At 65.2% G+C, this 26323-nt stretch carries 27 protein-coding genes, 1 tRNA gene and 1 pseudogene; 17 read left to right on the forward strand and 12 right to left on the reverse strand.

Going from position 1 to position 26323, the window contains the following annotated elements; genetic code table 11:
* Window positions 1-146: 146 nt before the first annotated feature.
* Together rsmI and EJ078_RS14960 are read left to right on the forward strand one after the other, a co-directional pair.
* The gene (gene rsmI / locus EJ078_RS14955) at window positions 147-1043 is read left to right on the forward strand and encodes a 16S rRNA (cytidine(1402)-2'-O)-methyltransferase (RefSeq protein WP_127403348.1); all 897 of its coding nucleotides are present in this window, start codon (window positions 147-149) and stop codon (window positions 1041-1043) included.
* Window positions 1036-1413 carry a YraN family protein gene (locus EJ078_RS14960; protein ID WP_127215925.1) on the forward strand — a complete coding sequence of 126 codons (378 nt, stop codon included), beginning with the start codon at window positions 1036-1038 and terminating at the stop codon, window positions 1411-1413. The genes rsmI and EJ078_RS14960 overlap by 8 nt, the downstream gene beginning before the upstream one ends.
* Window positions 1414-1447: 34 nt before the next feature.
* On the opposite strand, the gene EJ078_RS14965 is transcribed toward EJ078_RS14960, so the two are convergent.
* Window positions 1448-2254 (reverse strand): undecaprenyl-diphosphate phosphatase, encoded by an 807-nt coding sequence (locus EJ078_RS14965; RefSeq protein ID WP_095825085.1) that lies wholly within the window; start codon window positions 2252-2254, stop codon window positions 1448-1450.
* Between the two features lie 160 nt (window positions 2255-2414).
* On the opposite strand from EJ078_RS14965, the gene EJ078_RS14970 reads away from it, so the two are divergent.
* From EJ078_RS14970 to EJ078_RS15025, 12 genes are all read left to right on the forward strand, one after another.
* Window positions 2415-3107: a glutathione S-transferase family protein gene (locus tag EJ078_RS14970; protein WP_067003220.1), complete on the forward strand. Its 693-nt coding sequence runs from the start codon at window positions 2415-2417 to the stop codon at window positions 3105-3107.
* Window positions 3088-4245: a tRNA epoxyqueuosine(34) reductase QueG gene (gene queG, locus EJ078_RS14975; RefSeq protein WP_127215926.1), complete on the forward strand. Its 1158-nt coding sequence runs from the start codon at window positions 3088-3090 to the stop codon at window positions 4243-4245. The genes EJ078_RS14970 and queG overlap by 20 nt, the downstream gene beginning before the upstream one ends.
* A gap of 17 nt (window positions 4246-4262) precedes the next feature.
* Window positions 4263-5168, forward strand: coding sequence for an SDR family oxidoreductase (locus EJ078_RS14980; protein WP_127403347.1), 906 nt, complete (start codon window positions 4263-4265; stop codon window positions 5166-5168).
* A gap of 190 nt (window positions 5169-5358) precedes the next feature.
* A complete protein-coding gene (gene mepA / locus EJ078_RS14985) occupies window positions 5359-6441 on the forward strand; it encodes a penicillin-insensitive murein endopeptidase (protein ID WP_208720730.1) in 1083 nt (360 codons plus the stop codon).
* Between the two features lie 264 nt (window positions 6442-6705).
* Window positions 6706-7725 carry a glucokinase gene (locus EJ078_RS14990; protein ID WP_067003316.1) on the forward strand — a complete coding sequence of 340 codons (1020 nt, stop codon included), beginning with the start codon at window positions 6706-6708 and terminating at the stop codon, window positions 7723-7725.
* 129 nt (window positions 7726-7854) lie between these two features.
* Window positions 7855-9714 (forward strand): ABC transporter ATP-binding protein, encoded by a 1860-nt coding sequence (locus EJ078_RS14995; protein WP_127216380.1) that lies wholly within the window; start codon window positions 7855-7857, stop codon window positions 9712-9714.
* Entirely contained in the window at window positions 9711-10532 is an 822-nt protein-coding gene (gene dapB / locus EJ078_RS15000; RefSeq protein ID WP_095799539.1) for a 4-hydroxy-tetrahydrodipicolinate reductase, read from the forward strand. The genes EJ078_RS14995 and dapB overlap by 4 nt, the downstream gene beginning before the upstream one ends.
* Window positions 10533-10629: 97 nt before the next feature.
* Complete coding sequence (locus EJ078_RS15005) at window positions 10630-11250, forward strand: 2,3-bisphosphoglycerate-dependent phosphoglycerate mutase (RefSeq protein WP_127216379.1); 621 nt, start codon at window positions 10630-10632, stop codon at window positions 11248-11250.
* A gap of 353 nt (window positions 11251-11603) precedes the next feature.
* Window positions 11604-11688: transfer RNA gene (locus tag EJ078_RS15010), tRNA-Leu, on the forward strand.
* Window positions 11689-11811: 123 nt separating this feature from the next.
* Complete coding sequence (locus EJ078_RS15015) at window positions 11812-12531, forward strand: hypothetical protein (protein ID WP_127216378.1); 720 nt, start codon at window positions 11812-11814, stop codon at window positions 12529-12531.
* A gap of 86 nt (window positions 12532-12617) precedes the next feature.
* Window positions 12618-14303, forward strand: a complete 1686-nt coding sequence (locus EJ078_RS15020) for a cyclic nucleotide-binding domain-containing thioredoxin-disulfide reductase (RefSeq protein WP_127216377.1) — start codon at window positions 12618-12620, stop codon at window positions 14301-14303.
* A complete protein-coding gene (locus EJ078_RS15025; RefSeq protein ID WP_067003235.1) occupies window positions 14303-14608 on the forward strand; it encodes a UBP-type zinc finger domain-containing protein in 306 nt (101 codons plus the stop codon). Before EJ078_RS15020 ends, EJ078_RS15025 begins: the two co-directional genes overlap by 1 nt.
* Window positions 14609-14644: 36 nt before the next feature.
* Here EJ078_RS15025 and EJ078_RS15030 read toward each other — a convergent pair whose 3' ends face one another.
* The 7 genes and pseudogenes from EJ078_RS15030 to EJ078_RS15055 all read right to left on the reverse strand — a co-directional run bounded on the left by EJ078_RS15030 (window position 14645) and on the right by EJ078_RS15055 (window position 20375).
* Complete coding sequence (locus EJ078_RS15030) at window positions 14645-14827, reverse strand: hypothetical protein (protein ID WP_164746949.1); 183 nt, start codon at window positions 14825-14827, stop codon at window positions 14645-14647.
* Window positions 14828-14929: 102 nt separating this feature from the next.
* Window positions 14930-15751, reverse strand: a complete 822-nt coding sequence (locus EJ078_RS15035) for an aspartate/glutamate racemase family protein (protein WP_127404109.1) — start codon at window positions 15749-15751, stop codon at window positions 14930-14932.
* Window positions 15752-15791: 40 nt separating this feature from the next.
* A complete protein-coding gene (locus EJ078_RS30445; protein ID WP_245458843.1) occupies window positions 15792-16535 on the reverse strand; it encodes an FAD-dependent oxidoreductase in 744 nt (247 codons plus the stop codon).
* Window positions 16480-17034, reverse strand: a pseudogene (locus tag EJ078_RS30450) (FAD-dependent oxidoreductase); the annotation flags it as partial. The gene EJ078_RS30445 and the pseudogene EJ078_RS30450, both read right to left, overlap by 56 nt.
* Before the next feature lie 278 nt (window positions 17035-17312).
* Window positions 17313-18482: a PLP-dependent aspartate aminotransferase family protein gene (locus EJ078_RS15045; RefSeq protein WP_127404110.1), complete on the reverse strand. Its 1170-nt coding sequence runs from the start codon at window positions 18480-18482 to the stop codon at window positions 17313-17315.
* Window positions 18479-19915: a pyridoxal-phosphate dependent enzyme gene (locus EJ078_RS15050; RefSeq protein ID WP_127216580.1), complete on the reverse strand. Its 1437-nt coding sequence runs from the start codon at window positions 19913-19915 to the stop codon at window positions 18479-18481. The genes EJ078_RS15045 and EJ078_RS15050 overlap by 4 nt, the downstream gene beginning before the upstream one ends.
* A 274-nt stretch (window positions 19916-20189) precedes the next feature.
* Window positions 20190-20375, reverse strand: coding sequence for a hypothetical protein (locus EJ078_RS15055; RefSeq protein WP_067323495.1), 186 nt, complete (start codon window positions 20373-20375; stop codon window positions 20190-20192).
* A 300-nt stretch (window positions 20376-20675) separates the two neighbouring features.
* Here EJ078_RS15055 and EJ078_RS15060 point away from each other — a divergent pair, with 300 nt between their 5' ends.
* From EJ078_RS15060 to EJ078_RS15070, 3 genes are all read left to right on the forward strand, one after another.
* Window positions 20676-21038: a septal ring lytic transglycosylase RlpA family protein gene (locus EJ078_RS15060; RefSeq protein WP_066991454.1), complete on the forward strand. Its 363-nt coding sequence runs from the start codon at window positions 20676-20678 to the stop codon at window positions 21036-21038.
* A 234-nt stretch (window positions 21039-21272) separates the two neighbouring features.
* Window positions 21273-22550, forward strand: coding sequence for a polyhydroxyalkanoate depolymerase (locus tag EJ078_RS15065; RefSeq protein WP_127216581.1), 1278 nt, complete (start codon window positions 21273-21275; stop codon window positions 22548-22550).
* 220 nt (window positions 22551-22770) lie between these two features.
* Window positions 22771-23388, forward strand: a complete 618-nt coding sequence (locus EJ078_RS15070; RefSeq protein WP_127216582.1) for a transglutaminase-like cysteine peptidase — start codon at window positions 22771-22773, stop codon at window positions 23386-23388.
* Window positions 23389-23398: 10 nt separating this feature from the next.
* Here EJ078_RS15070 and EJ078_RS15075 read toward each other — a convergent pair whose 3' ends face one another.
* From EJ078_RS15075 to EJ078_RS15090, 4 genes are all read right to left on the reverse strand, one after another.
* Window positions 23399-23761 carry a helix-turn-helix transcriptional regulator gene (locus EJ078_RS15075; RefSeq protein ID WP_066991880.1) on the reverse strand — a complete coding sequence of 121 codons (363 nt, stop codon included), beginning with the start codon at window positions 23759-23761 and terminating at the stop codon, window positions 23399-23401.
* A 25-nt stretch (window positions 23762-23786) separates the two neighbouring features.
* A complete protein-coding gene (locus EJ078_RS15080; RefSeq protein WP_127216583.1) occupies window positions 23787-24311 on the reverse strand; it encodes a Smr/MutS family protein in 525 nt (174 codons plus the stop codon).
* Window positions 24308-25414, reverse strand: coding sequence for a murein transglycosylase A (locus EJ078_RS15085; RefSeq protein WP_127216584.1), 1107 nt, complete (start codon window positions 25412-25414; stop codon window positions 24308-24310). The genes EJ078_RS15080 and EJ078_RS15085 overlap by 4 nt, the downstream gene beginning before the upstream one ends.
* A 131-nt stretch (window positions 25415-25545) precedes the next feature.
* On the reverse strand, window positions 25546-26253 hold the full coding sequence (locus EJ078_RS15090) for a Tim44/TimA family putative adaptor protein (protein WP_066991466.1): 708 nt from the start codon (window positions 26251-26253) through the stop codon (window positions 25546-25548).
* Window positions 26254-26323 lie beyond the last annotated feature (70 nt).

A 26323-nucleotide genomic window follows, 5' to 3' on the forward strand; every position in this document is an offset into this window, starting at 1 on the left:
TCCTCCTCGGGAATCAGGGGTAAAATCCGCCTTACGCGGTTTGGTTCCGCATCGTGGCAAAGGCATGGCGATTCCCTTGCGTCGCCATCACGTTTTGCAACCGCAGATCAGCCGTGGCAAACAGTGGCGCGTGGGGAGGGCCTCAATTGACCGGCGACAAACGCAGCTATGTAATCGGGCAGACCGAAATTGCGGCGCGGCCGCTGGAGCCGGCGCTCTATCTGGTGGCGACGCCGATTGGCAATCTCGCCGATGTCACGCTGCGTGCGCTGGAGACGCTGGCCGGCGCCGACATCGTTGCCTGCGAGGACACCCGCGTCTCGCGCGTGCTGCTCGAACGCTACGGCATTCGCCGGCGCACCACGGCCTATCACGAGCACAATGCGGCCGAGGCCGGGCCGAAGCTGATCGAGTCGCTCGCTGCCGGACAAAGCGTGGCGCTGATCTCGGATGCCGGCACGCCGCTGGTTTCCGATCCCGGCTACCGGCTGGTCGGCGAGGCGCTGGAGCGCGGCATCCGCGTTATTCCGGTGCCCGGACCGTCGGCGGCGCTTGCCGCGCTGACCGCTTCCGGCCTGCCTTCCGACGCCTTTCTGTTCGCCGGCTTCTTGCCGGCCAAGGCGGGCCAGAGGCTCACCAAGCTCGAAAGCTTCAGGCAGGTACCGGCGACGCTCATCTTCTATGAATCGCCGCGCCGGCTGGCCGAGACGCTTGCTGCGATGGTGCAAGTGCTTGGCGGAGCGCGCAAAGCGGCGATCGGCCGCGAGTTGACCAAGACGTTTGAGGAGATGCGAACGGGGACGCTCGGAGAGCTTGCCGATCACTACGCGGCGGCCGAGACGCCCAAGGGCGAAATCGTGGTCTGCGTCGGCCCGCCGGAGGCGGCCGAGGACCAGCCGGCCGACATCGACCGGCTGCTGTTGTCTTTAGCCGCCGAAATGCCGGCCTCCAAGGCGGCGGCGGAAGCGGCGAAGATGACCGGCGGCCAGAAACAGGCGCTCTATCGCCGGCTAATCGAGCTGAAGGCGGACGGCGGTGGCTGAGCGCACCGTCGGTCATCGGCGAAAAGCCTATCGGCGCGGCCATCGCGGCGAATGGCTGGCGGCGTTGGCGCTGATGCTGAAGGGCTATCGCATCCTTGCGCGCCGCCATCGCACAAAGCTCGGCGAGATCGACCTGATCGCCAGGCGCGGCGACCTGGTGCTGTTCGTCGAGGTCAAGGCGCGGCGCACGCTGATGGAGGCGATGGAAGCGATCGCCCACGCCTCGGAACGGCGCTTCGAGGGTGCCGCCGACCTCTGGCTGTCGCGCCAGCCGGACTATGGCCGGCTGTCGGTGCGCTTCGACATGGTGGCGGTGATGCCCTGGCGCTGGCCAGTGCATGTCGAGAATGCATTTTACGGGCGGAATTGAGGGGCTTACCCTCCCAACTCGTGGGAGGATAAGCTCACCCCCAGATCATCAGCGCCGCCAGTCCGAGCCCGCCAACCACCAGCCGCCACCAGCCGAACAGCGAATAGCCCTTGCGCGAGACGTAATCGAGCAGGAAGCGCACCACGAAAAGCGCGGTGACGAAGGCGGCGATGAAGCCGACGGCGATGATCGGCAGGTCGGCCGAGGTCAGCACGTTGCGGTTCTTGAACAGATCGAAGGCGAAGGCGCCGACCATGGTCGGCATGGCGAGGAAGAAGGAAAACTCCGCCGCCGCGCGCTTGTCGACGCCCAAGAGCAGCGCGCCGACGATGGTCGAGCCGGAGCGCGAGGTGCCGGGTATCAGCGACAGACACTGGAACAGGCCGATCTGCAGATAAAGCCTGGTCGGGAAGCGCTCGACATCGCGGTAGACGGGCTTCAGGTTCATGCGGTCGACGGCGAGCAGCACCACGCCGCCGATGACCAGCATGATGCAGATCAGGCGCGGCGATTCGAACAGGAAGGTCTTGATAAAGTCATGCGCCAGCGCGCCGATGACCGCCGCCGGCAGGAAGGCGATGAGGATGCCGATGGCGAAATGCCTTGTCAGCCGGTCATGCGGCAGTTCGAGCAGCATCTTCCAGAGGCGGCGGAAATAGACGCTCAAGATCGCAAGAATCGCGCCGAGCTGGATCAGGATCTCGAAGGCCTTGCCGGTCGAATGGAAGCCGAGGAAATGGCCGGCGAGCAGGATGTGACCGGTCGACGAGACCGGGATGAATTCGGTCAGGCCCTCGATCAGCCCAAGCAGCAGTGCTTCGACGATGGTCTGGCTTTCCATGGCAACCTCTGCTTCGAGTGACGGCTAAGGGGAAGGGCTTGCTTGTCATGGCGCGGAAGTGCCCCTATAGGTCGCAACACATGACAGTCCCTGGAATCGGGCCGCCAAGACTTACCGGCGCTCACACCAATTTGCCAGTGCGCCCTATCATCGCGGAACCATGCTGACGCTTTTTCACCACCCGATGTTCGCCACCTGCCGGTTCGTCCGCCTCGCCTTCGGCGAGTATGGCGAGGAGCTGGCCTTGATCGAGGAGAAACCCTGGACCCGGCGCAAGGAGTTTCTGGCGCTCAATCCGGCCGGCACGCTGCCGATCCTGCTGGCCGAAGGCGATGTGCCAATCGTCGGCGCCATGGTCATTGCCGAATATCTTGACGAGACACGCGGGGTGCTGAAGCGCGACAGGCGGCTGTTTGCCGAGGACCCGATGCAGCGCGCCGAAATCCGGCGACTGACCGACTGGTATCTCAGCAAGGCCGAAAGCGAGGTCACCCGCCATCTGGTGCGCGAGCGGGTGCTGAAGCCGGTGATGCCGGAGACGGCGGGCGGCGGCTCACCCGATTCGGGCGCAATCCGCGCCGCGCGCGCCAACATCCGCCAGCACATGAAATACACCAACTGGCTGGCGGGCACGCGTCATTGGCTGGCCGGCAACAAGGTGACCTATGCCGACCTCGCCGCGGCCGCGACGCTTTCCGTGCTCGACTATCTCGGCGAGATCGACTGGCGCGAGCACGCGGCGGCGCGCGAATGGTATACTCGCGTGAAATCACGGCCGTCGTTCCGGCCGCTGCTCACCGATCGCGTGCGCGGCCTGTCGCCGGTATCGCATTATGCGGACCTCGATTTCTGACACGACGAAGCTGCGCGCGCTGATCGACGCGGAGGCGCGCCGCGCCGGCTTCGACGCCGTTGCCGTCACCCGGCCGGACGCGATCCCGCTGGCTCCCGCGCGCCTGGCCGAGTTTGTCGCCGAGGGATTTCACGGCTCGATGGACTGGATCGCCGAGACGATCGGGCGGCGCGCCGAGCCTTCGACGCTGTGGCCGGAAGTGCGTTCGATCATCGTGCTCGCCATGAACTACGGTCCGGACCGGGATCCGCGCGATGTCCTCGACAAACACGATCGCGGCGCGATCTCGGTCTACGCGCACAATCGCGACTATCACGACGTGATGAAAGGTCGGCTGAAGGAAATCGCGGGCAAGATCGTCGCGCGGGCCGGCGGCGACGTGAAGGTCTTCGTCGACACCGCGCCGGTGATGGAAAAGCCGCTTGCCGAAGCCGCGGGGCTGGGCTGGCAGGGCAAGCACACCAACCTGGTGAGCCGCGAGCATGGCTCATGGCTGTTCCTCGGCACCATCTTCACCACGGCCGAGCTTGAGCCGGACAAAGCCGAGATCGACCATTGCGGCTCCTGCCGCGCCTGCCTCGACATCTGCCCAACCGATGCCTTCCCGGCGCCCTACCGGCTCGATGCGCGGCGTTGCATCTCCTACCTCACAATCGAGAACAAGGGACCGATCCCGCGCGAATTTCGCGAGGCGATCGGCAACCGCATCTATGGCTGCGACGACTGCCTCGCCGTGTGTCCGTGGAACAAATTCGCCAGCGTCGCCGCCGAGGCCAAGCTTGCCGCTCGCGAAAATCTGCGCGAGCCGCGGCTGTCGGAGCTGCTGTTGCTCGACGATGCGACGTTCCGCTCCTTTTTCTCGGGCTCGCCGATCAAGCGCATCGGCCGCGACCGTTTCATCCGCAACGCGCTGATCGCCGCCGGCAATTCGGACGATGCCTCGCTGACGCCGATCGCGCGCGGCCTAATCGACGACGGCTCGCCGCTGGTGCGGGGTGCGGCAGTATGGGCGCTATCGCGACTGATGGAGCGGCGCGATTTTGCGGAGCTCGCCGCATCGGCCTTGCAGGCCGAAGGCGATGCAACGGTGCGCGAGGAATGGCTGTCAGCGCTGCCGGTTCCCGCAAAGGACCATTGAAGAAGAGGATTTAATTGATGGGCGAGAGACGCTTCTTCATTTTCGGCGCCGGCTATTCCGGCAAGGCTTTTGCGAGAGCCAATGAAGATGGCGCGCCGATCCTTGGGACGACGCGATCGCCGGAAAAATTCGAGGTGTTGCGGCAGGCAGGCATCAATCCGTTAAGCTTCGACGGTTCGTTGACGGCGGAAATCAGCGACGCGCTTCGGCACACAACACATCTCATCGTCTCGGTCGCCCCGGACGAAGCGGGCGATCCGGTGCTCAATGCGGTCGGCGAGGCGATCCGGGCCAAGATGCCGGCGCTCCAATGGATCGGCTATCTTTCCACCGTCGGCGTCTACGGCGACCATGGCGGCGCCTGGGTGGACGAGAGCGCCGAGTGCAGGCCGGTTTCGAAGCGCTCGGTAATGCGGGTGGCGGCCGAACAGGAATGGCTGGCTCTTGGGCGGGAAATCGGAAAGCCGATAGCGATCCTGCGGCTTTCCGGCATTTACGGCCCGGGCCGCAACGCACTGGTCAATCTCGAGGACGGCACCGCGAGGCGCCTGGTCAAGCCCGGCCAGGTCTTCAACCGCATCCATTGCGACGACATCGCCGGGGCCCTGTGGCACCTGGCCGATAGGAACCGCGGCGGCATCTTCAATGTCACCGACGACGAGCCGGCGCCGCCGCAGGATGTCGTCGCCTACGCCGCCGGGGTGATGGGCGTGGAGGCGCCGCCGGAAATTCCCTTCGAAACCGCGCAACTTTCGCCCATGGCGCGGTCCTTTTACGGCGAGAACAAGCGCGTCGCCAACGCCGCGATCAAAGCGGCCGGCTACAGCTTTCGTTTGCCGAATTACCGGGTGGCGCTGGAGCGGATGTGGGCCGACGGCAACTGGCGAGACGGACAGCCGCGCAGCCCGATGAAACGCTCGTGAGCGAAGCGACGTGCATGGCGTGATATGATTCGCGCCTGAACTGCGTCGCGAATCTTTCGGATCCGCTTCGTGCGCTCCAGGTTTGATTTTATGCATGTCTTTGTCCCGAAACCGGGTCCCACTTTCGGGAGACATGTTTTAGCATGCCGCCCGAGATTGCGTCGCGCCACTGGAGAGGGGACCCGACCTGATGACGTTGCGACCGCTGCCCGACAGGAAGCTGTTCCTGACCGCCGCGCTTGCCCTGGTGACCTTAGCCGGGCTGGCGGCGGCCGCGATCTCGGCCGAACCGCGCGCAAAAGACCTGTTCGGCGCCAAGAAGCTGCCGGCGGCGGCGCAAGCGCAATCCTTCGGCTTTTACTCAAGAGGCTGCTTCACCGGCGGCGTCGGCTTGCCGGTGGACGGGCCGAGTTGGGAGGTGATGCGCCCCTCGCGAAACCGACGCTGGGGCCATCCGGCGATGATTGCGCTGATCGAGAAGCTCGCGCGAGACGCCCAGGCGGATGGCTGGCCGGGGCTGCTGGTCGGCGATGTCTCACAGCCGCGCGGCGGCCCGATGACGACCGGCCACGCCTCGCATCAGATCGGCCTCGATGCCGACATCTGGCTGACACCGATGCCGCGGCGGCCGCTGACCATGGCGCAGCGCGAGAGCATGAGCGCGACGCTGATGGTCGACGAGAAGACGCATCTGGTGAAGGACGCGCTGTGGACGCCGTCCCATACGCGGCTTTTGAAGCGCGCGGCGAGCTACCCGGAGGTCGAGCGCATCCTGGTCAATCCGGGCATCAAGAAGAAACTTTGCGACACGGTCACCGGCGACCGCTCCTGGCTGCGCAAGATCCGGCCGTTCTGGGGCCATGACTATCATTTCCACATGCGCATCGGCTGCCAGGCGGGCTCGCCCGGCTGCAAGGCGCAGGAGGCGACGCCGGCCGATGACGGCTGCGGCAAACCGCTTGCCTGGTGGTTCACCGAGGAGCCGTGGCGGCCCAACAAGAACCCGGATGCGCCGAAAGCGCGCGATCTGATGACCATGGCCAATTTGCCGAAGGAGTGCCAGGCGGTGCTTGCAGCGCCGGACGCGCCTTCTCTGGAAGCGGTCACCTATCAGGGCGACGGCGCGGCAGCGGTGGCGGCGGCCAAATCGAAAGCGACCGAGCCGGCGGAGACGATCTCCAGCGATGCGACGACGCTGCCGGCGGCGGCGAGCTCCTTTGCGCCGACGCCCAAAATCGGCATCCCAGTGCCCCGGCCAAAGCCGGGGAACTGAGGGCCGCGCCACGGCGTCCAGATGGTCGAGGCCGGCGGCGCCCCACATCCGCCTGGCTGCCGCAATGCGGGCTTTCTTCTTGCGAAGCTGGCGATTGGCGAAACCATTGGCGACAGTGCCCCTCTCCCCGTCACTGACGGGGAGAGGATGCCGACAGGCAGGGGAGGGGCGGCGCCGACGCTCGAGATAGGCACCGAAGCCGCTTTCCCTTTGCAGGACCATGCGCTAGTCAGCGACGGAGCGGGAACGAACGGGACAAAAAGCATGGTTGGCGAAGACGATACAGCGCTGCGGTTTCCGGTCCTGATCGGTGATATCGGCGGCACCAATGCGCGTTTCTCGATCGTGCTCGACGCCAATTCGGAAGCGACCGAGCCGCAAATCGTCCAGACGGCCAATTTCAAGACCATCGACGAGGCGATCCAGGCGGCGGTGCTCGACCGCTCGTCGATCCAGCCGCATTCGGCGGTGCTGGCGGTGGCCGGGCCGGTCGACGGCGACGAGATCCGGCTGACCAACTGCCCCTGGGTGGTCAAGCCGCACCAGATGTTTGCCAATCTGGGCTTGAGCGAGATCGTCGTGCTCAACGATTTCGAGGCGCAGGCGCTGGCGGTGGTGGCGCTGGGCGAAGAGCATATGGAAAAGATCGGCGGCGGGACGCCGGAGCCGAATGCCGGCCGGGTCGTGCTCGGCCCGGGGACGGGGCTCGGCGTCGCGGGGCTGATCTACGCGCTGCGCCGCTGGATACCGGTGCCGGGCGAGGGCGGGCATATGGATATCGGCCCGCGCACGCCGCGCGACTTCGAAGTGTTTCCGCATATCGAAAAGCTCGAGGGTCGCATCTCCGGCGAGCAGATCCTGTGCGGCCGCGGACTGGTCAATGTCTATCGCGCGGTGGCCAGGGCCGACGCAAAGCCGACGCCTTTCACGACGCCGGCGGAAGTTACCGCGGCCGCGCTCGCCAAATCCGATCCGGTGGCACAGGAAGCGCTGGAACTGTTCGTCACCTGCCTCGGCCGCACCGCGGGCGATCTCGCGCTGGTGTTCATGAGCCGCGGCGGCGTTTTCCTGACCGGCGGCATCGCGCAAAAAATCGTGCCGGCATTGAAAGCCGGCAATTTCCGCGCCGCGTTCGAGGACAAGGCGCCGCACAGCGCGCTGATGCGCACGATGCCGGTCTATGTCATCACCCACCCGCTGGCGGCGCTTCTCGGGCTGGCCGCCTATGCCAGAACCCCGTCGCTGTTCGGCGTTCAGACCGCCGGACGGCACTGGCGGGCATGAGCGCGCCGGTGCGGGATGGCAATCGGCCACCGCGACGAAGTTTCGCCATAGGCAAGCCGTAGCCGGGGCGCTAAGAGGGTGCCGACATGCTCCGCGACCTTTGACGAGAACCCACGAAGCGCTGCCGATTTGACATTTCAAAATCCAAACAAGCTAAAGACCCGGCCCGGCGAGGTCACGGCGGTACTGCGCCGTATCATCGCCGAGAACGGCTATGACCATCGCTGGTCCTATGCGATCGTCATCGTCTGCTCGTTATTGGTTTCCGGCGCGACCGCCTTCTCGGCCTGGGTCATGGCGCCGATGGTCAATCAGATATTCTACGAGCGGAGCAGCGACGCCGTCTGGTGGATTTGCGCCGGCTTCATGGGCGCCTTCCTCGTGCGCGGCTTCGCCGGCTACGGCCAGGCGGTGATGCTGGCCACGATCGGCAACAATCTGGTCGCCCGCTACCAGAAGCGCAGCTTCGACCAACTGATGAAGCTCGGCGTCAATTTCTTCAACGACACGCGCTCGGGTCGACTGGCGGCGCAGCTGGACGAGAATATCGGCGGCATCCGCGACCTGCTGTCGCTGACATTGATTTCGATCACTCGCGACGCAGTGACGCTCGTCGGCCTGGTCGGCCTCATGGTCTACCAGGATCCGGTGTTGTCGCTGAGCTCGCTGCTGATCGGGCCGCCGCTGATCTGGGCCGTCGTCTACATCACGCGCCGGGTGCGCAAGATCAATCGGGAATCCGTGCTGATCAATTCTCGGCTGAGCGGGTCGGTGCAGGAGGCCACCCAAGGCATCGCCATCGTCAAGGCCTTCACCCTGGAGGACGAGCTTAAGCGCCGCATCGGCAGCATGGCCGACACGGCCGAACAGCGCAGCAACAAGATTGCCCGCGTCTCGGAACGGCTGTCGCCGATTTCGGACATGCTGGCCGGCCTCGCCGTGACCGCCGTCATCGCTTATTCCGGCTATCGGGCATTGTATCTCGGTCAGCCGCCGGGCGCGGTCTTTTCCTTCATCACCGCGCTGATCTTGGCCTATGATCCGGCGCGGCGGCTGGCGCGCATGCAGGTGGCGATGGAACGCGCGCTGGTCAACGCGCGCATGATCTATGAATTGCTCGACCTCGAGCCGAAACAAAGCGACGCGCCCGACGCCGCCGAAGCGAAGATCATTTCCGGCGAAGTGACCTTCAACAATGTGACGTTCGGCTATAGCGCCGACATGCCGGTGCTGAGGGATCTGAGCTTTACCGCCGCCGCCGGCAAGGTGACGGCGATCGTCGGCGCTTCGGGCGCCGGCAAGTCGACGCTGGTGGCGCTCTTGCAGCGCTTCTATGACGTCGACGAGGGGAGCATCGAGGTGGACGGCCAGGACATCTCGAAGGTGACGAAGCGGTCGCTGCGCCAATCGATCGCCTATGTCTCGCAGGCGCCGTATCTCTTCGAAGGCACGATCCGCGACAACATTCGCTACGGCCGGCTCTCGGCCACCGACGCGGAGATCGAGCAGGCGGCGAAACAGGCCGCCGCCGACGAGTTCATCCGCCAGCAGCCGCAAGGCTACGACACGCCGGTCGGCGAAGGCGGCTCGACGCTTTCCGGCGGTCAGCGCCAGCGCGTCTCGATCGCCCGCGCCATCGTGCGCCAGGCGCCGATCCTGCTGCTCGACGAGGCTACGTCGGCGCTCGACAACGAGGCCGAAGCGCGCGTCCAGGAAGCGCTCACCCATGTCATGGAAGGCCGCACCACCATCGTCATCGCGCATCGGCTGTCGACCGTGGTCAATGCCGACCGCATCATCGTGCTGGAAGAGGGACGGCTGGTTGAGGAAGGCACACACGCCTCGCTGATGGCCGACCCGCACAGCGTCTACGCCCGCTTCCACCGGGTGCAGGGCAAGAAGGGGCTGGGGCTTGTCGATGACGCCAAGACAACCCAAACTCCGCTGCCGCGCACGCGCGCGAAGAAGACCGTCGGGAGAAGCGCATGAGCGAAACGGGCGATATGGGCCTGGTGGTGGTGGGCGCCGCCGGCCGGATGGGTCAGACGCTGATCCGCGCCATCCACTCCATTCCCGGCGCGTGCGTTGCCGGTGCCGTCGAGCGGCCGGGTTCACCGCATCTCGGCAAGGATGCCGGAGAGCTCGCCGGCATCGGCAGCATCAATGTGCCGATCGCCGACGACCCGCTGCCGGCCTTCGCCAAGGCCGACGGCGTGCTCGATTTCACGGCCCCGGGCGCAAGCGTCGAATTCGCCGGCTATGCCGCGCAGGCGCGCATCGTCCATGTCATCGGCACGACCGGCTGTTCGGCCGATGACGATGCGAAGATCGCCGCGGCGGCGCGCCACGCGACCATCATCAAATCCGGCAATATGAGCCTCGGCGTCAATCTTTTGGCGGTGCTGGTGGAGCAGGCGGCGCGCGCGCTCGATGCGCAGGATTTCGACATCGAGATCCTGGAGATGCACCACAGGCACAAGGTCGACGCGCCGTCCGGCACGGCGCTGCTGCTCGGCGGAGCGGCGGCCAAAGGACGAGAGATCGCGCTCAATGACAACAGCGTGCGTGTGCGCGACGGCCATACCGGCGTCCGCAAGGCCGGCACGATCGGCTTCGCCAGCTTGCGCGGCGGGTCGGTGGTCGGCGAGCACAGCGTGATCCTGGCCGGCACCGGCGAGCGCATCACGCTCGCCCACCAGGCCGAGGACCGGGCGATCTTTGCCCGCGGCGCGGTCAAGGCGGCGCTCTGGGGCCGAGGCAAGAAGCCGGGCCTCTATTCCATGCGGGACGTGCTCGGCCTGGGCTGAGGCGGTTTTTTCTGCTTTTCTTCCGCAATTCCGGGCTGAAAACCGCTACACACTTTTCCTGGAATTGCTCAAATCCAACCACGTATCAGGAGCAAACATGTCGGGAACTCTCGTGCTCGTGCGCCACGGCCAGAGCGAATGGAACCTGAAGAACCTGTTCACCGGCTGGCGCGATGTCGACCTCACCGACCAGGGCAATGCGGAGGCGCTTGCCGCCGGCGAGAAGCTCAAGGCGCGCGGGCTGAAATTCGACATCGCTTACACCTCGGCGCTGAAGCGGGCGCAGAAGACCTGCCAGCACATTCTCGACGTGGTCGGCCAAAGCAAGCTCGAGACCGTCCGCGACCAGGCGCTCAACGAACGCGACTATGGCGATCTCTCCGGCCTCAACAAGGATGACGCGCGCAAGAAGTGGGGCGACGAGCAGGTGCATATCTGGCGCCGCTCCTACGACGTATCGCCTCCCGGTGGCGAAAGCCTGAAGGACACCGGCGCGCGTGTCTGGCCCTATTACCTGCACGACGTGCAGCCGCATGTGCTGCGCGGCGAGACGGTGCTGGTCGCCGCCCACGGCAATTCGCTGCGGGCGCTGATCATGGCGCTGGACGGCAAGTCGGGCGAAGAGATCGTCAAGCTGGAGCTCGGCACCGGCGTGCCGGTGATCTACAAGCTCAACGCCGATTCCACCGTGGCAAAGAAGGAAGTGCTGGAGGGGTGAGGGGTTCTATCGTTCCGGCCCCGCTCGGAACGGGTGGCCGTCTCGGGACAACCGCTTCAGCTCGGAATTCCGTCTCGCCGCATCCTCTCCCCGTATAGTGACGGGGAGAGGAAAGCTCCGGCCGCCGATTTCGCCAATCGCCAGCGTCTCAAGAGGACGCCAACGCCGCGGCCAGCCCTTCTCCCCGTCCTATACGGGGAGAAGTGCCCGGCAGGGCGATGAGGGGCGGGGCCGACGCCGACAATTGCCGTCCGTGCCTGAAATGAACCCCAGCTGCCCTCTGGTCAGTCTTGAGCTCCTCGAAAAAACCGCGTTGACACGCTTCGTTTGCCCGCTTACATGAGCGCCCACCAGCCCAGATGGCGGAATTGGTAGACGCGCACGGTTCAGGTCCGTGTTCCGCAAGGAGTGGAGGTTCGAGTCCTCTTCTGGGCACCAAATTCCCGTTTCAGACGATCTGACGCGATGAGCAAAAAGCCCGGATTTTCCGGGCTTTTTTGTGCCTGCAACTCGTCTCGGGTTAAACCGTTCCTATCTTGTCTGTTAAGCCGAGGTTCCGTGATGCCCGCGCCGTTCAAGGAGTGGAAGGTTCTGCCGCATGGCAGGCTCTCTCCTGTCGACGACGATATTCTGACGGTGACCGGCGACATACCGATGCCGGTCGGCAAGCTGAAACGGCGCATGACCGTGGTGCGATTGCGCGACGGACGGCTCGTCATCTTCAGCGCCATCGCGCTCGATGACGAACAGATGCGCGCGATCGAGGCCTTCGGCCAACCGGCCTTCCTGATCGTCCCTAACGACCATCACCGGCTCGATGCAAAGCCATGGAAAGATCGCTATCCCACCCTGCAGGTGATTGCACCGGCGGGCGCGCGCAACAGCGTCGAGAAGGTGGTGCATGTCGATGCGGCACGCGGCGACTTTGGCGATCCCGACGTCAAGCTCGTCACCGTCCCCGGAACCCGTGATCGCGAAGCGGCGCTGCAAATCGTCGGACCGAACGGCACGACGCTCGTTCTCAATGATATCGTCGGCAACATCCGCGGCGCATCCGGTTTTGCCGGCTGGGCATTGCGCATGATGGGATTTGCCGGTGATGAGCCGCGTATACCCTGGCCGGTCAAGCTGACGATGGTCGGCGACAAGGCGGCACTCGCAGCGCAATTGAGACGATGGGCTGACCTGCCGGCGCTCAAGCGCATCCTCGTCTCGCATGGCTCCGTCATTGCCGATGATCCGCAGGGGGCGCTGCGCAAGCTGGCGAGGTCGCTCGGATAGCTGACAGCGTAGCGGCCACCTGCCCTTCCGGCCAGTCCCTGAACAAACCGCTTCAAACCCGCTGCCGCGGACGCTACGGTCGGGTCATGGCCCCCTCCGTCAGCCCGACCATCGCCGCCCGCCGCGACCAGATGTTCCCCGTGCTCGCCAATGCGGACATCGAGCGCATGCGCCGCTTCGGCGTGCCAAGAGCCTACGGCGCCGGCGAGCATATCGTGACGGCCGGCACGGTCTCGCCCGGACTGGTCGTCATCCTGTCGGGCAAGGTCGACATCACGCAGGCCAGCGGTCTTGGCCCGCGCGAGGCGATCATCACCTATGGTCCGGGCAATTTCATCGGCGAGCTGGCGCAGCTTTCGAGCCGGCCGTCGCTGGTCAATGCCGAGGCGACCGAGCCGGTCGAAGCCATCGTCGTCCCCTCGCAGCGGCTGCGCGATCTGATGGTGCAGGAGGCGAATCTCGGCGAGCGCGTCATGCGCGCGCTGATCCTGCGCCGTGTCGGCCTGCTCGAGAGCGGCACCAGCGGGCCGATCGTCATCGGCCGTCCCAGCAATGGCGATGTGCTGCGGCTGCAGGGTTTCCTCACCCGCAGCGGCCTGCCGCACCGCGCGCTCGATTCCGACACCGATCCCTGCGCCAAGACGCTGATCGAGCGTTTTCATGTCGATCCGCACCATCTGCCGATCGTGCTCTGTCCCAACGGCAAGCTGCTGCACAATCCCGGCGAAAGCGATCTCGCCCGCTGCGTCGGGCTGCTGCGGCCGCTCGACGCCGGCAAGATCTACGACGTTGCCATCGTCGGCGCCGGGCCGGCGGGATTGGCGGCCGCGGTCTATGCGGCCTCCGAGGGGCTGTCGACCATCGTGCTCGACTGCCGCGCCTTCGGCGGGCAAGCGGGGGCATCCTCGCGCATCGAGAACTATCTCGGCTTTCCGACCGGCATTACGGGCATGGCGCTGATGGCGCGCGCCTACAACCAGGCGCAGAAGTTCGGGGTCGAGATGGTGATCCCCGATGAAGCCAAATTGCTCGGCGCCGCCGACAACATGGCCGGCTACCGGCTGGACGTTGGCGACGGCGAGACCCTGCGCGCGCGCACCGTGGTGATCGCCAGCGGCGCGCGCTACCGTCGCCTCGACATCGCCAATATCGCGCAGTTCGAGGGCACGTCCGTGCATTACTGGGCCTCGCCGATCGAAGCACGGCTCTGCCGGGACCAGGAAGTGGCGCTGGTCGGCGCCGGCAACTCGGCCGGCCAGGCGGCCGTCTTTCTCGCCAGCCAGGTGCGCAAGGTGACGCTGTTGGCGCGGCGCGACAGCCTTGACGCCACCATGTCGCGCTATCTGGTCGAGCGGATCGTGGCGCAGCCGAACATCGAGGTGCTGACGGAAACCGAGGTCGAGGCGCTCGACGGCCATGACGGCAACCTCGACCAGCTGTGCTGGCGCAACCGGGTCACCGGCGTGGCGACGACGCGGACCATCCACCACCTCTTCCTGTTCATCGGCGCCGACCCGAACACCGACTGGCTGGCGCGCTGCGACGTGGCGCTCGACGCTAAGGGCTTCGTGCGCACCGGACCGGATGTGGCGCCGGGACACGGCCCGATGGAGACGAGCCGCAGCGGCGTGTTCGCCATCGGCGATGTGCGCTGCGGCTCGACCAAGCGTGTCGCGGCCGCCGTCGGCGAAGGCGCTCAGGTGGTGGCCGCGCTGCATGCCTATCTTGCGCGCAACGGCGGGCGTGCTGCTCAGCCCGAAAGGAGACCCTGATGGACGAATGCAGGCATACGGACGACATAAAGGATGTGGTGCCGAGCGCCCTCGGCTGCGAGGAATGCCTGAAGAGCGGCTCCTGGTGGGTGCATCTCAGACTCTGCCGCACCTGCGGCCATGTCGGCTGCTGCGACGACTCGCCCAACCGCCACGCCACCAAGCATTTCCACGCCACTCAGCATCCGGTCATCGAAGGCTACGATCCGCCCGAAGGCTGGGGCTGGTGCTATGTCGACGAGGTGTTCATCGACCTCGGCGACCGCACGACGGCGCAGAACGGCCCGATCCCGCGCTTTGTCTAGCGTGCACGGAATACCGCGAGCCTCTTGCCGGGTCGCCTACTTCACCGAGCTGGTGACGGTCCGGTCGATGACGACGTGATCGCGGTCGTTGCCGGCAAGCGCGCCGATGATCAGCAGGCTGACGATGATCGGGACGAACAGGATCGCCACACGCGCCTGCACGTAGAAGATGGCGCGCCATTCATTGCGCTTTTCGGGGCTGTCGTTCATCGCGCTCACTCTGTCCTGCCTCCCGAAGCGGGACATAGTAGCGAAGCGTTAAGCAACCTTTTCCGCAAACGTTAACCGGCGGATTTCGAACAGGCCAATCTGCCAATCGGATCAGGCAATCGGCAACGCGAACAGCCGGCCGCCGGAAGGCACGACGTCGTCGATGCCGGCTAGCCGCAGGCAGTGCCAGGCCATGGCGTGGTTGGACGAGGTGACGGGAATGCCGATGCGTTGCTCCAGTTCCGCCACCGCCTCGGCGACGCGCAGGCTGGTGCAGGAGATGAAGATCGCTTCCACGCCGGGCGCCGCCGCCATGCGCTCGGCCGCGGCCTGGATCGAGGCGAGCGAGATGCGGGCCGCCTCGCGGTCGTCGCGCCGGTCGAAAGTAGCGACGGCGGCGATATCGAGGCCGCGTCCGGTGAAATAGGTGACGAGACCCTGGTTGATCTCGGGGGCATAAGGCGTCAGCAGGCCGATGCCCTTGGCGCCGAGCGCCTTGAAGGCGGCAAGCGCGCCCGTCACCGGCGTGGTGCAGGCGACGCCCGGCCGCGCCTTCCTGATCTCGGCGAAGACGGCTTCCTCGCCGAGCGTCATGGTGGCCGAGGTGCAGCCGAAGCCGACGACGTCGAGCGGGATGCTGGGCAGGATGAGGTCGACGGTCGGCGCGATGCGCGGGCCGATGGCGCGCAGCGTGTTGGGGGTGATGTCGTTGTCGTTGAAGAGGCGGGCCTCGTAGAAGGCGACGCCCGGAATGCGCACCAACGCGCGGAACTCATGCTCCAGCGTCTGGTCGGTGGCGAGGATCGCAAGCCCGATCGCCGCGCGCGAGGCAAGGCCGCCGTCGAGTTCGGACGGAAGCACGCCCAGATCGACCGGCTTGGGATCGACCGGTCCCGAAGATTGAGGGCGGGTAGCAGCCGCGCTGATGGACATGACATTCCCCTTTTTTGCCCGATCCCCCGGGATCATGCTCTCAATTCAAAAGACCGTCCATCGAGATGGCCGGCTTGCGGCCGGCGATCAGGTCGGCGGTGATGCGCGCCGAGCCATGCGACATGGTCCAGCCGATATGGCCGTGCCCGGTGTTGAGATAGAGATTGCCGAGGCGGCGGCACCCGAATTCGGGCAGATTGTTCGGCGTCATCGGCCTCAAGCCCGCCCACATCTCGGCGCGGTCATAGTCGGCGCCCTCGGGATAAAGCTCCTGCGTCACGCCCTTCATGAAGGCGAAATCGGCCGGCCTGTGGCTGATGTCGTAGCCGGCGAATTCGGCCGTGGCGGTGACGCGCAGCCGGTCGCCGAAGCGCGACACGGCGACCAGATTGTGCTCGTCGATCGCCGCGATGGCCGGCGGCCGAGGCCGGTTGCCGATCGGAATGGTCAGCGAATAACCCTTGATCGGGTAGATCGGCAGGTTGATCCCGACGGTCTTCGCGATCAGCGGGCTGTAGGAGCCGAGCGCCAGCACATAGGCGTCGCCCTTGACGCTGCCCTTGTCGGTCAGCACCTGGGTGACGCCATCGCCCGAGGTCTCGATGCCGATGATGGTCGTGCCGGTGCGGATTTCGCCGCCGCGCTCGACGATCTTCGCGGCAAGCGCCCGGGTGAACTTCGCCGGGTCGCCGGTCTCGTCGGTCGGGGCAATGGATGCCGCCGGCGATCTTTTCCCGCGCGGAAGCCAGCGACGGGTCGAGCGCGACGATGGCGTCGCGGTCAAGCACCTTGATCAGCTGGCCGTCCGATTCCAGCAGCCGCATATGCTCGACGCCTTTATCGAGCGCCTGCTGGCTGCGATAGAAATAGAGGATGCCACGACCGTTGCGGTCGTAGTCGATCTGCTCGTCGGCAATCACCTCGTGCAGCACGCTCTGTGAATAGACGGCAAGCCGATGCTTGAGCAGCGTGTTGCGCCTGGCCTTCTCGGCCGTGCATTCCATCAGGAACAGCCATGACCAGCTGTAAAGCCTCGGATCGGCCGACAGCTTGAAGCGCAGCGCCTGATCCTTCAGCACCAGCGATTTCAACAGGACCAATGGCGCCCTGGGCGACGACCAGACGAAGGAATGTCCCGGCGCAATCATGCCGGCATTGCCCCAACTGGTCTCGGCGGCGACTTGGCTCTGGCGCTCGAGGACGACCACCTCGTGCCCGTCCTTTTGCAGCTGATAGGCGGTGGTGACGCCGACAACGCCGCCACCCAACACGATCACGCGCATCACGCCTCCGGAGATCGCATGTTGGCAGGCAGTTTAGTCGGTGGATTGCGGTCTGCAATGGCACAGGCACCGAGATGTCGCCGGGACAGCGCCCCTCTCTGGCCTGTCGGCCATCTCCCCCTCAAGGGGGCAGATCAGATGTCACGGCGGCTTTCGCAAATTACCGGCGTTGCAGCAAGGGTGAGGCGATGAAACAGCCAATCTCCCCCTCGTGGGGGAGATGTCCGGCAGGACAGAGGGGGGCGCGAAGGATCACAACGATTGATCCTCGAAGGCACTCACCCCCGCAACGCCTGCTCCAGATCCGCGATCAGATCATCGCCATCCTCGATACCGGCCGACAGCCGCACCAGCGAATCCGATATCCCGATCGCCCCGCGCTTTTCCGCGGGGATCGAGCCGTGCGTCATCAGCGCCGGATGCTCGATCAGGCTTTCGACGCCGCCGAGGCTTTCGGCGAGCGTGAAAAGCTGCGTGCGTTCGAGGAAGCGTTTGGTGCCGGCGAGGTCGCGGTCGAGGTCGACCGAGATCATGCCGCCGAAGGCGTGCATCTGGCGCTTGGCGATCTCGTGCTGCGGGTGGCTCGCCAGCCCGGGGTAGATGACGCGGCGCACGTCCTTGCGGGCTTCCAGCCACTGCGCGATCTTCAGGCCGTTGGCGGAATGGCGCTCCATCCGAAGCGCCAGCGTCTTGATGCCGCGCAGCGCCAGAAAACTGTCGAACGGGCCGGAAATGGCGCCGATGGCGTTCTGCAGGAATTTCAGCCGATCGGCCAAATCCTTGTCGTCGCCGACGACCGCCACGCCGCCGACCATGTCGGAATGTCCGTTCAAGTATTTCGTCGTCGAGTGGACGACGATGTCGATGCCGAGCTCCAGCGGCCGCTGGATGTAGGGGCTGGCAAAAGTGTTGTCGGCGACAGTCAGCAGGCCTTTGCGCCTGGCCAGCGCCGCCAGGCCTTCGAGGTCGACGACGCGCAGCAGCGGGTTGGTCGGCGTCTCGACCCAGAGCAGCTTTGTCTCAGAGCGGATCGCACTCTCGACGGCGGCGAGATCGGTGAAGTCGGCGAAGCTGACCTGCAGGCTGGCGGAACGCTTGCGCACCCGCTCCATGAGCCGGAACGAGCCGCCATAGATGTCGTCGGTGGCCACCACATGGGCGCCGGCGTCGAAAAGCTCCAGCACCGTGGCTATCGCGGCCAGGCCTGAGGCGAAGGCGAAGGCCGCGGTGCCGCTTTCGAGGTCGGCGACGGCCCGTTCGAAGGCGAAGCGCGTCGGGTTCTGGCTGCGAGCATACTCAAAACCCTTGTGCACGCCGGGTGACTGCTGGCCATAGGTGGAGGTGGCGTAGATCGGCACCATCACCGCGCCGGTCAGCGGATCGTGGCTCTGGCCGCCATGGATGGTGCGAGTGGAAAAGGCCAGGCGGTTCTTGCCGTTCGAAGTCATTTTGCGCGACGCCTCAGATGGTTGATCAGGTCGATACGGGTGATCAGGCCGATAAATTCGTCGCCCTCGAAGACGATGGCGACCTCGTTGCGGTCGAAGACGGGGAGCAGCGCGTCGAGCGTCTGGCTGGCCTGCAACGTGTGCAGGTTCGAGGTCATGGCCGTGCGCACCGGGGCGTTGAAGCGATCCCAGCGGCCGTCATAGGGGCCGTCGACCTTGGCCAGGATATCGCTCTCGTCGACGATGCCGACGAGCTTGCCGTCATCCAGCACCGGTAGCTGCGAGACATCGGAGCGGCGCATGCGGCCATAGGCGTTGAGCAGGGTTTCCTCGGGGCCAACGGTCACGATGTCACCAGTGCGCGGCGAGCGCATGACGAGGTCGCGCAGGTCGCCGTGCTGCTCTTGGTCGGCCAAGCCCTGCTCGGCGAGCCAGATGTCGTCGAAGACCTTCGACAGATATTTGTTGCCGCTGTCGCAGACGAGGGTGACCACGCGTTTGGCCGTCGTCTGATCGCGGCAGTAGCGCAGTGCCGCCGACAGAAGCGTGCCGGAGGACGAGCCGGCCAGGATGCCTTCCTTGGACAGCAGGTCGCGCACCGCCAGCATGCTCTGCTTGTCGGGGATGGAATAGGCTTTCTTGACCAGCGACAGATCGGCATTGGGCGGCACGAAATCCTCGCCGATGCCTTCGACGGTCCAGCTGCCGGCCTCTGTCATCTTGCCGGTCTTGATCAACGGCGCCAGCACCGAGCCGACCGGATCGGCAAGCACCATCTCGGTCTTCGGCGAATGCTTCGCGAAAAAGCGGCCGACACCGGTGAGCGTGCCGCCGGAACCGACGCCGACCACCACCGCGTCGACATCGCCTTCGAGTTGCGAAAAGATTTCCGGGCCGGTGGTGCTTTCGTGCGCCAGCGGATTGGCGGGATTGGCGAACTGGTTGGCATAGAAGGCGCCGGGAATTTCGGCGGCGATCTTCTCGGCCATGTCCTGGTAATATTCGGGATGGCCCTTGCCGACATCGGAGCGGGTCATGCGCACCTCGGCGCCCAGAGCGCGCAGATGCTGGATCTTCTCGCGCGACATCTTGTCGGGCACGACGAGAATGATGCGGTAGCCCTTGGGAATGCCGACCTGGGCGAGGCCGAGGCCGGTGTTGCCGGCGGTGGCCTCGACGATGGTGCCGCCGCGCTTCAGCCTGCCATCCTTCTCGGCGGCCGCGATCATCGACAGCGCGATGCGGTCCTTGATCGAGCCACCGGGATTCTGGCTCTCGAGCTTGATGAACAGCCGGCACTTGCCGGTATCGAATTTGGTGAGCTCGACCACCGGCGTCTGGCCGATCAGGTCGAGCACGGAGGCGTAAGGCGGACGCAACCGCGACAAAGCGCTTTCCGCGCCGTCCGGCGCCGCTTTCCTGTGCACGCTCATCTCGGACCCTCCATGGGAAGCAGTTCCGACGGGATCGGCCGTCACCAGTCTGCGCATGATGCCGCCGAACGCCATGCCGGGTTCGCAGATCACACGCTGTTGTCTTTTCCAGCCCTTTTCATCCGGAAAGAAGATAGATCGTGCCATTCCGGCGACGAGTGGCGGAATGGAATTTCACGGGCGGCGGGGTCCTTGCGTGGCTGTCAAGGTTGAAACGACGCCATCAAGGCGCCGTCCGTCCAAGCGGACGCGCGGCGCCATCTTGCCGGTCGGATCAAACGCTCGGGCGGTTTGCCCAACGGAGGCCGAGCAGGCCGAGCAGCGTGGTGACGAGCCCGATATAGAGCCATTCCCTCTGGCCGGTCATGAAGCTGCCTTGGACCAGCCCAAGCCCTTGCAGCGACCACAGCACGCCGATCGCCAGCACGATCAGCGCCAGTAAATTTCTGATCAGTCGCATCGGCGAAATCCCCGTCGATCCTTCACCGGAACGCGCGCGCAGTAAAGGAGTAGAAGGAAGCGAAGCAATCGCTCCCGCTTTTACTTGCGCCCCGAGGGCCGCTCCTACTCGGGACTTCCTGCAAAACCGGGTCGGCCTCCATGAAGAATACGCTGGCGCTCGCGGGAGATGTCATGACAAACTGTTTCGCGGCGACTCCAAACGTGTGCCTTTGCCATGGAACCGCCAGACGCTTGCCGCATTTCATGCCTCATTCGGCACTTACGGCGGGTTGTCTATAACGGAGCCCACCCCTAAAAGATGAATAAAACCAACCGCACCGCGCTTGTCGCGGCAACGATCGCGGCTGGCCTGATGGCTGGCGCCTCTTCCGCCTCTTCAGCCGCCGCACAATGCGGCCGCGCTTCCTGGTACGCGCTGCATTCCAGAACCGCCTCCGGCGAGCGCATGAACCCCGCCGCGCTGACTGCAGCGCACCGCAGCTTGCCGTTCGGAACCAAGCTCAGGGTCACCAACAAGAACAACGGCCGCAGCGTCGTCGTGCGCATCAACGATCGCGGCCCGTTCGTCCGGGGCCGCGTGCTCGACCTCTCCCGCGGCGCCGCCACCCAGCTCGGCTTCATCGGCTCGGGCCACACCGCAGTCTGCATGGCGCGCGTTTAAGATCTCGATGTCCGGCAAGAGGGAGCCGGACATATTTCCTACACATTGCGGCAGCGCACAGTGAGCCGGCTCCGCCATACGTGACGAGTTTTCAACAGTTTGGACCAAAGCAGCATTCGTCACGGCAATTGACGTATTGCATCGCAACAATATCTTGTTAACCTCACTGCGAGACATTCAAGGCTCGGCGCTGCTCGTCGGCCCTTTGGTCGTCAGGCAGCAGCGGGGTTCTTGATGTTCTACCAGCTCTACGAACTGAACCATGCGGCGCTGCAGCCCGCCCGCCTTTACGCAGATGCGGTGCGGTTCTTCTATTCCAACCCGCTCAATCCGGTTTCGCATACGGCGCTCGGACGCTCGGTCGCGGCAGCCGCGGAACTCTTCGAGCGCACGACGCGCCGCTACGGCAAGCCTGAATTCGGCCTGACCAAGGCGGTGGTCGACTGGAAGAGCGTCGACGTCGCCGAACGAACCGTGTGGTCGAAGCCGTTCTGCAACCTCGTCCGCTTCGAGCGCCAGCTTCCCGCGGGCCGCAAGCCCGATCCGAAGCTACTGATCGTGGCGCCGATGTCCGGCCATTATGCGACGCTGCTGCGCGGCACGGTCGAGGCGATGCTTCCTCACGCCGACGTGCACATCACCGACTGGGTCGACGCCCGCATGGTCCCGCTGTCGCAGGGCAGCTTCGATCTCGACGACTATATCGACTATGTCATCGAGATGTTCCACGCGCTTGGTCCCGATACCCATGTGATGGCAGTCTGCCAGCCCTCGGTGCCGGTGCTGGCGGCGGTGGCGCTGATGGAAAAGCGCGGCGACCCCTTCGTGCCGTCAACCATGACGCTGATGGGCGGGCCGATCGATACCCGCCGCAATCCGACCGCGGTCAATCTGCTCGCCGGGGAAAAGGGCACCGACTGGTTTCGCGAGAACGTCATCATGCAGGCGCCCTGGCCGGTGCCCGGATTCGGCCGCGATGTCTATCCCGGCTTCCTGCAGCTTTCGGGCTTCATGAGCATGAATCTCGATCGCCACATCATCGCCCACAAGGACTTCTTCATGCACCTTGTGAAAAACGACGGCGACAGCGCCGAGAAGCACCGTGACTTCTATGACGAATATCTGGCGGTGATGGACCTGACGGCGGAGTTCTACCTGCAGACGGTCGATACGGTGTTCGTCCGCCACGCCTTGCCGAAGGGCGAGATGACGCATCGCGGCGAGGCCGTCGATCCCCAGGCGATCCGCAACGTCGCGCTGTTCACCGTCGAGGGCGAGAACGACGACATTTCCGGGCTCGGCCAGACCCAGGCCGCGCATGAGCTTTGCGTGAACATTCCGGCCGACCGGCAGGCCCACTACGTGCAGCCGGCCGTCGGCCATTACGGCGTCTTCAACGGCTCGCGGTTCCGGTCGGAGATCGTGCCGCGCATTCTGGACTTCATCTCCAGCTACGGCCGCCAGACCCGCCTGGCGGCGAAGCCGAAGCTGGTCCGTTCCGCCAAGAGCTGAGCGGGAAGCGGACGCGGCTCGGCGCCGCTCAAAGCGCGTGACCTTTCCGTGCAACCAATGTTCAGGGCTGACCGGCGTCCCGACGCCGCTGTTGCCAAACTGCCGCTATGCGGGCCTGGCGGGTAACCATGCCACCAAACTAGCCGTTGTCTTCAATTGACACGGACTGTAAATCCCCCTTAACGTTTCGTTAATAAACAAGGGCGGACCCCGGGGGACAATGACTTCCTCACCGATGGCGCGGATGCTGCGTTTGTGTGCAGTCGCAGGGCTGGCGATCTCGGCCCACTGGGCGGTTCCGGCATGGGCTGCCGGCGCTATGACCACCGGCGGCCTGACCTCGCAGCCGATCGGACATTATGATTTCTGCAAGACGCATCCGAGCGAATGCAACATTCGCCCGGCCAATCTCGCGCCGGCCAAGCTGACCGATGCTCTGTGGCGCAAGCTGATCAACGTGACCGCCAGGGTCAACGCCGCCGTCAAGCCGATGAGCGATCTCGACAATTACGGCAAGGACGAGGTCTGGACCTATCCGGACAACGGCTTTGGCGACTGCGAGGACTACGTGCTGGAGAAGCGGCGCCAGCTCTACCGCATGGGCATCTCGCTTGCGGATCTCTTGATCACCGTAGTGCGCAAGCCCGACGGCGAAGGCCATTCCGTGCTGACGGTGCGCACCGACAAGGGTGACTACATACTCGACAATTTGACCGACAAGGTCCAAGCCTGGGACGAGACCGGCTACCGTTATCTCAAGCGCCAGGCGATCGACAACACCGGCCGCTGGGTGTCGATCCGCGATGGCCAGCAGCTGCTGGTCGGCTCGGTGCAGTAGATCTCGGGACCTACCTTCTCAGCGCCGCACGAATCGACGCGCTGAGGCGGCGCAGCTCCGCCTCGTCCAGCTTCTCGATGCTCTCGGCCAGAAGATTGGCCAGTTCGGTCGCGGCCGGCGACAGGCCCGACGTATCGATCCTGACCCGTGGATGCGAGGTTTCGGCGAGGCGGGCAAGGTCCTCGGCGTCGTCCCAGATGATGTTGAAATAGCCGATGATCTTCTGGATCAGCGTCCAGGTCGGCGCGCCGCGGCGGCCATGCTCGAGCGCCGACAGATAGGCGGCGCTGACGCCGATGGCCTGCGCCATCGCCTTCTGGCTGACGCCGCGCTCGGCGCGCAGCGCCCTCAGCCTTTCGCCGAACGGGGTCACAGTTGCGTCCTCATGGCCGGCGTCCTCATGCGCGCGTCCGCCTGAGCCGCACATAGAGCGCGCCCGAGCCGCCATGGTTGCGGGCGGCGTGATCGTGGCTCGAGACCAGGTGCCGGAAAGCCGGGGTCGACAGCCAGTGCGGCACCGAGCGGCGCAGGATGCCGTCGCCGCCGGACGATGAGCCCTTGCCGGTGATGACCAGCACATAGCGGATGCCGCCGGCATGGGCGCGGTGCAGGAAGGTGAGGAGCAGCGAATAGGCCTCGTCCTGCGTCATGCCGTGCAGATCGACTCTGCCCTCGATCGGCAGCCGGCCTTTTTTCAGTTTCTCGTGCGTCTGGTCGTCAAGCGAATGCGCGACGTGCTGCGGCTTCGGCTTGGCGGCAGCGGTGGGAACGCCGTTGGCCGGCGTAGGCGCCGGCGCCGGCGTCGGCTCGACAATATCGGGAATCTCGACCGCGGCCTTGCCTTTGAGGGGCCGCGTCGTACGCGCCACCAGGTTCCAGAGGATGCGATCGTCGTCGTTCCGCGTGTCGTGGCGGCGGTTCACGCGTGCCCCCTATCGAACAACCCGCGCGGGACCAGCGCATAAAAGTCGGCGACGTTGCGCACGACGCCGGCGATCTCGCCCGCGGCATCGCCCGAGCCGGCGAAGAGATCGCCTCGCGCCGCTCCGGTGATGGCCGAGCCGGTGTCCTGCGCGATCATCAGCCGCCGGAACGGTTTTCCGCCGAAAGCGGTGAGCGTCGGCGCAACAATATAGAAGGGCGTGCCGAAGGTGTGCAGCAGCCGGTCGACGGCGACCGAGCGGCCGGGCGTCAGCGGCACCTTGGCGGCGGCAATGGGACCGAGCTCCGGGTCGTCGACCGGCGCCTCACGAAAGAAGATGTAGGAGCGGTTCTGCCAGAGGATCTCGTCGACCCGCTGAGGATGCGCCTTGAACCAGGCGCGGATCGACTGCATCGTCACTTTTTCCAGCGGGATTTCGCCGGTCTCACTCAAGATCCTGCCCGGCCCGGTGAAGCGCTGGCCGGATTTTGCGGCATAGGTGACGCGGCAGAGCCGACCATCGGCCATCTTCAGCCGCGCCGCTCCCTGCACATGGATGAAGAAGGCATCGACCTTGTCGGCGAGCCAGGCAATCTCGAGGTTCCGCCCGGACAGCGCGCCGCGCTCGATGGCGCCGCGATCGAAATATTCGACCGGACCTGTCGTCGTCGCGCGCGCGAAGGCGAGATAGGGATCCATTCCGAGGGGGCGATTTTTATCGTCGATGTCGACCAGATCGGCGGGACGGGAGAGCAGCGGCACCGTGAACCGCTCCGTCCTCACCGGCGAGGCCTCGACCTCGGGCTCGTAGAAGCCGGTGACGAGGCCGGCGCCGCCGCTTTCGGCCGCCACCAAAGCCGGAGCGAAATGGCGCTCGAAGAAGGACCGCGCCTCCGACCGGTTCGCCGGCGAAACGGAGCGCGCCTCAGTATAGGCCTCGGCGAAAGCGGCGAACGCGACGCCGAGCGAACCGGTTCGATAGGGCTTGGTCAGGACGTGGAAAGCCGAACGTTTGAACGCCGCGAAGGCGGCGAGGTGATCATCCTCGTCCCAGCCGGGCAGATCGCCGAAGGATTTTTCTTTGAATGCCGAAGACAGCGACATGACAGCCGCCACCTAGAGCCGGATGATTTCATGTCGGATCGACCTGAAATCTGAATCCGGCTCCATATTAAAGAGATGGAGCATGATGGCGTCCGAAAACCGCTCCACACTTTTCGGCATCATGCTCTAGGTCAATCTTCTTCTTCCGTGGCGACCAGCTTCCAGTTCGGATCGCGCGACCGGGTATCGCGGAAGAAGGTCCAGACGTCCTTGACCTCGGCGACTTTTTCCGGATCGCCGTCGATGACGGCCCCGACCTTGTCGCGGGTCGCCGAAATCAGCTCGCTGACGATGCGCAGCGTGATATGCGCCTCGGTGCCCTTCATCTCGGCGGCGACGACATCGACCTTGTCGATGCCGACGAAGGAAGACTGGATCTTTTCCGCTTTCGCCTCGCGCTCGCCGATCGCGGCGACGAAGCTGTCATAGACCTCGCGCGACAACAGGTTCTTCAGCGTTTTGCGGTCGCCGTCGGCAAAGGCCATGACGATCATTTCGTAGGCCATCTTGGCGCCGTCGATAAAGGTCTTGGGATCGAAGGACGGATCGTTGTCCTTGATCGCGCGCAGGCCTTTGTTGAGATCGCTGTCCGGCTTGGCGAAAGCGTCGATCGCGGCATAGGTCTCCGCCGCCGGTTCCCCCGGCATGCGCTTGCGCGGCAGCGACACCACATTCTCGGACTTCTGCGCCGCATCCTGCTCGCGCGTGCGGCTTGCCGAATAAGGATCGAAGGGCGGGCGTTCGTTTCCGGTGCGACGGCCCAGCACGTTGCGAAGCTGGAAGAAGATCACAACCGCCGCAATCAAAAAGAAAATCGTGCCGAAGTCGAAGAAACCCATATCTTCCGCCAATTCGATCCCTGTCCAGGCCGGACCACCAGAGCCCCTAGAATGGCGGCGGTCGCATAGC

The organism is Mesorhizobium sp. M1A.F.Ca.IN.022.06.1.1 (assembly GCF_003952605.1).
In the GTDB taxonomy this organism is placed as follows: domain Bacteria; phylum Pseudomonadota; class Alphaproteobacteria; order Rhizobiales; family Rhizobiaceae; genus Mesorhizobium.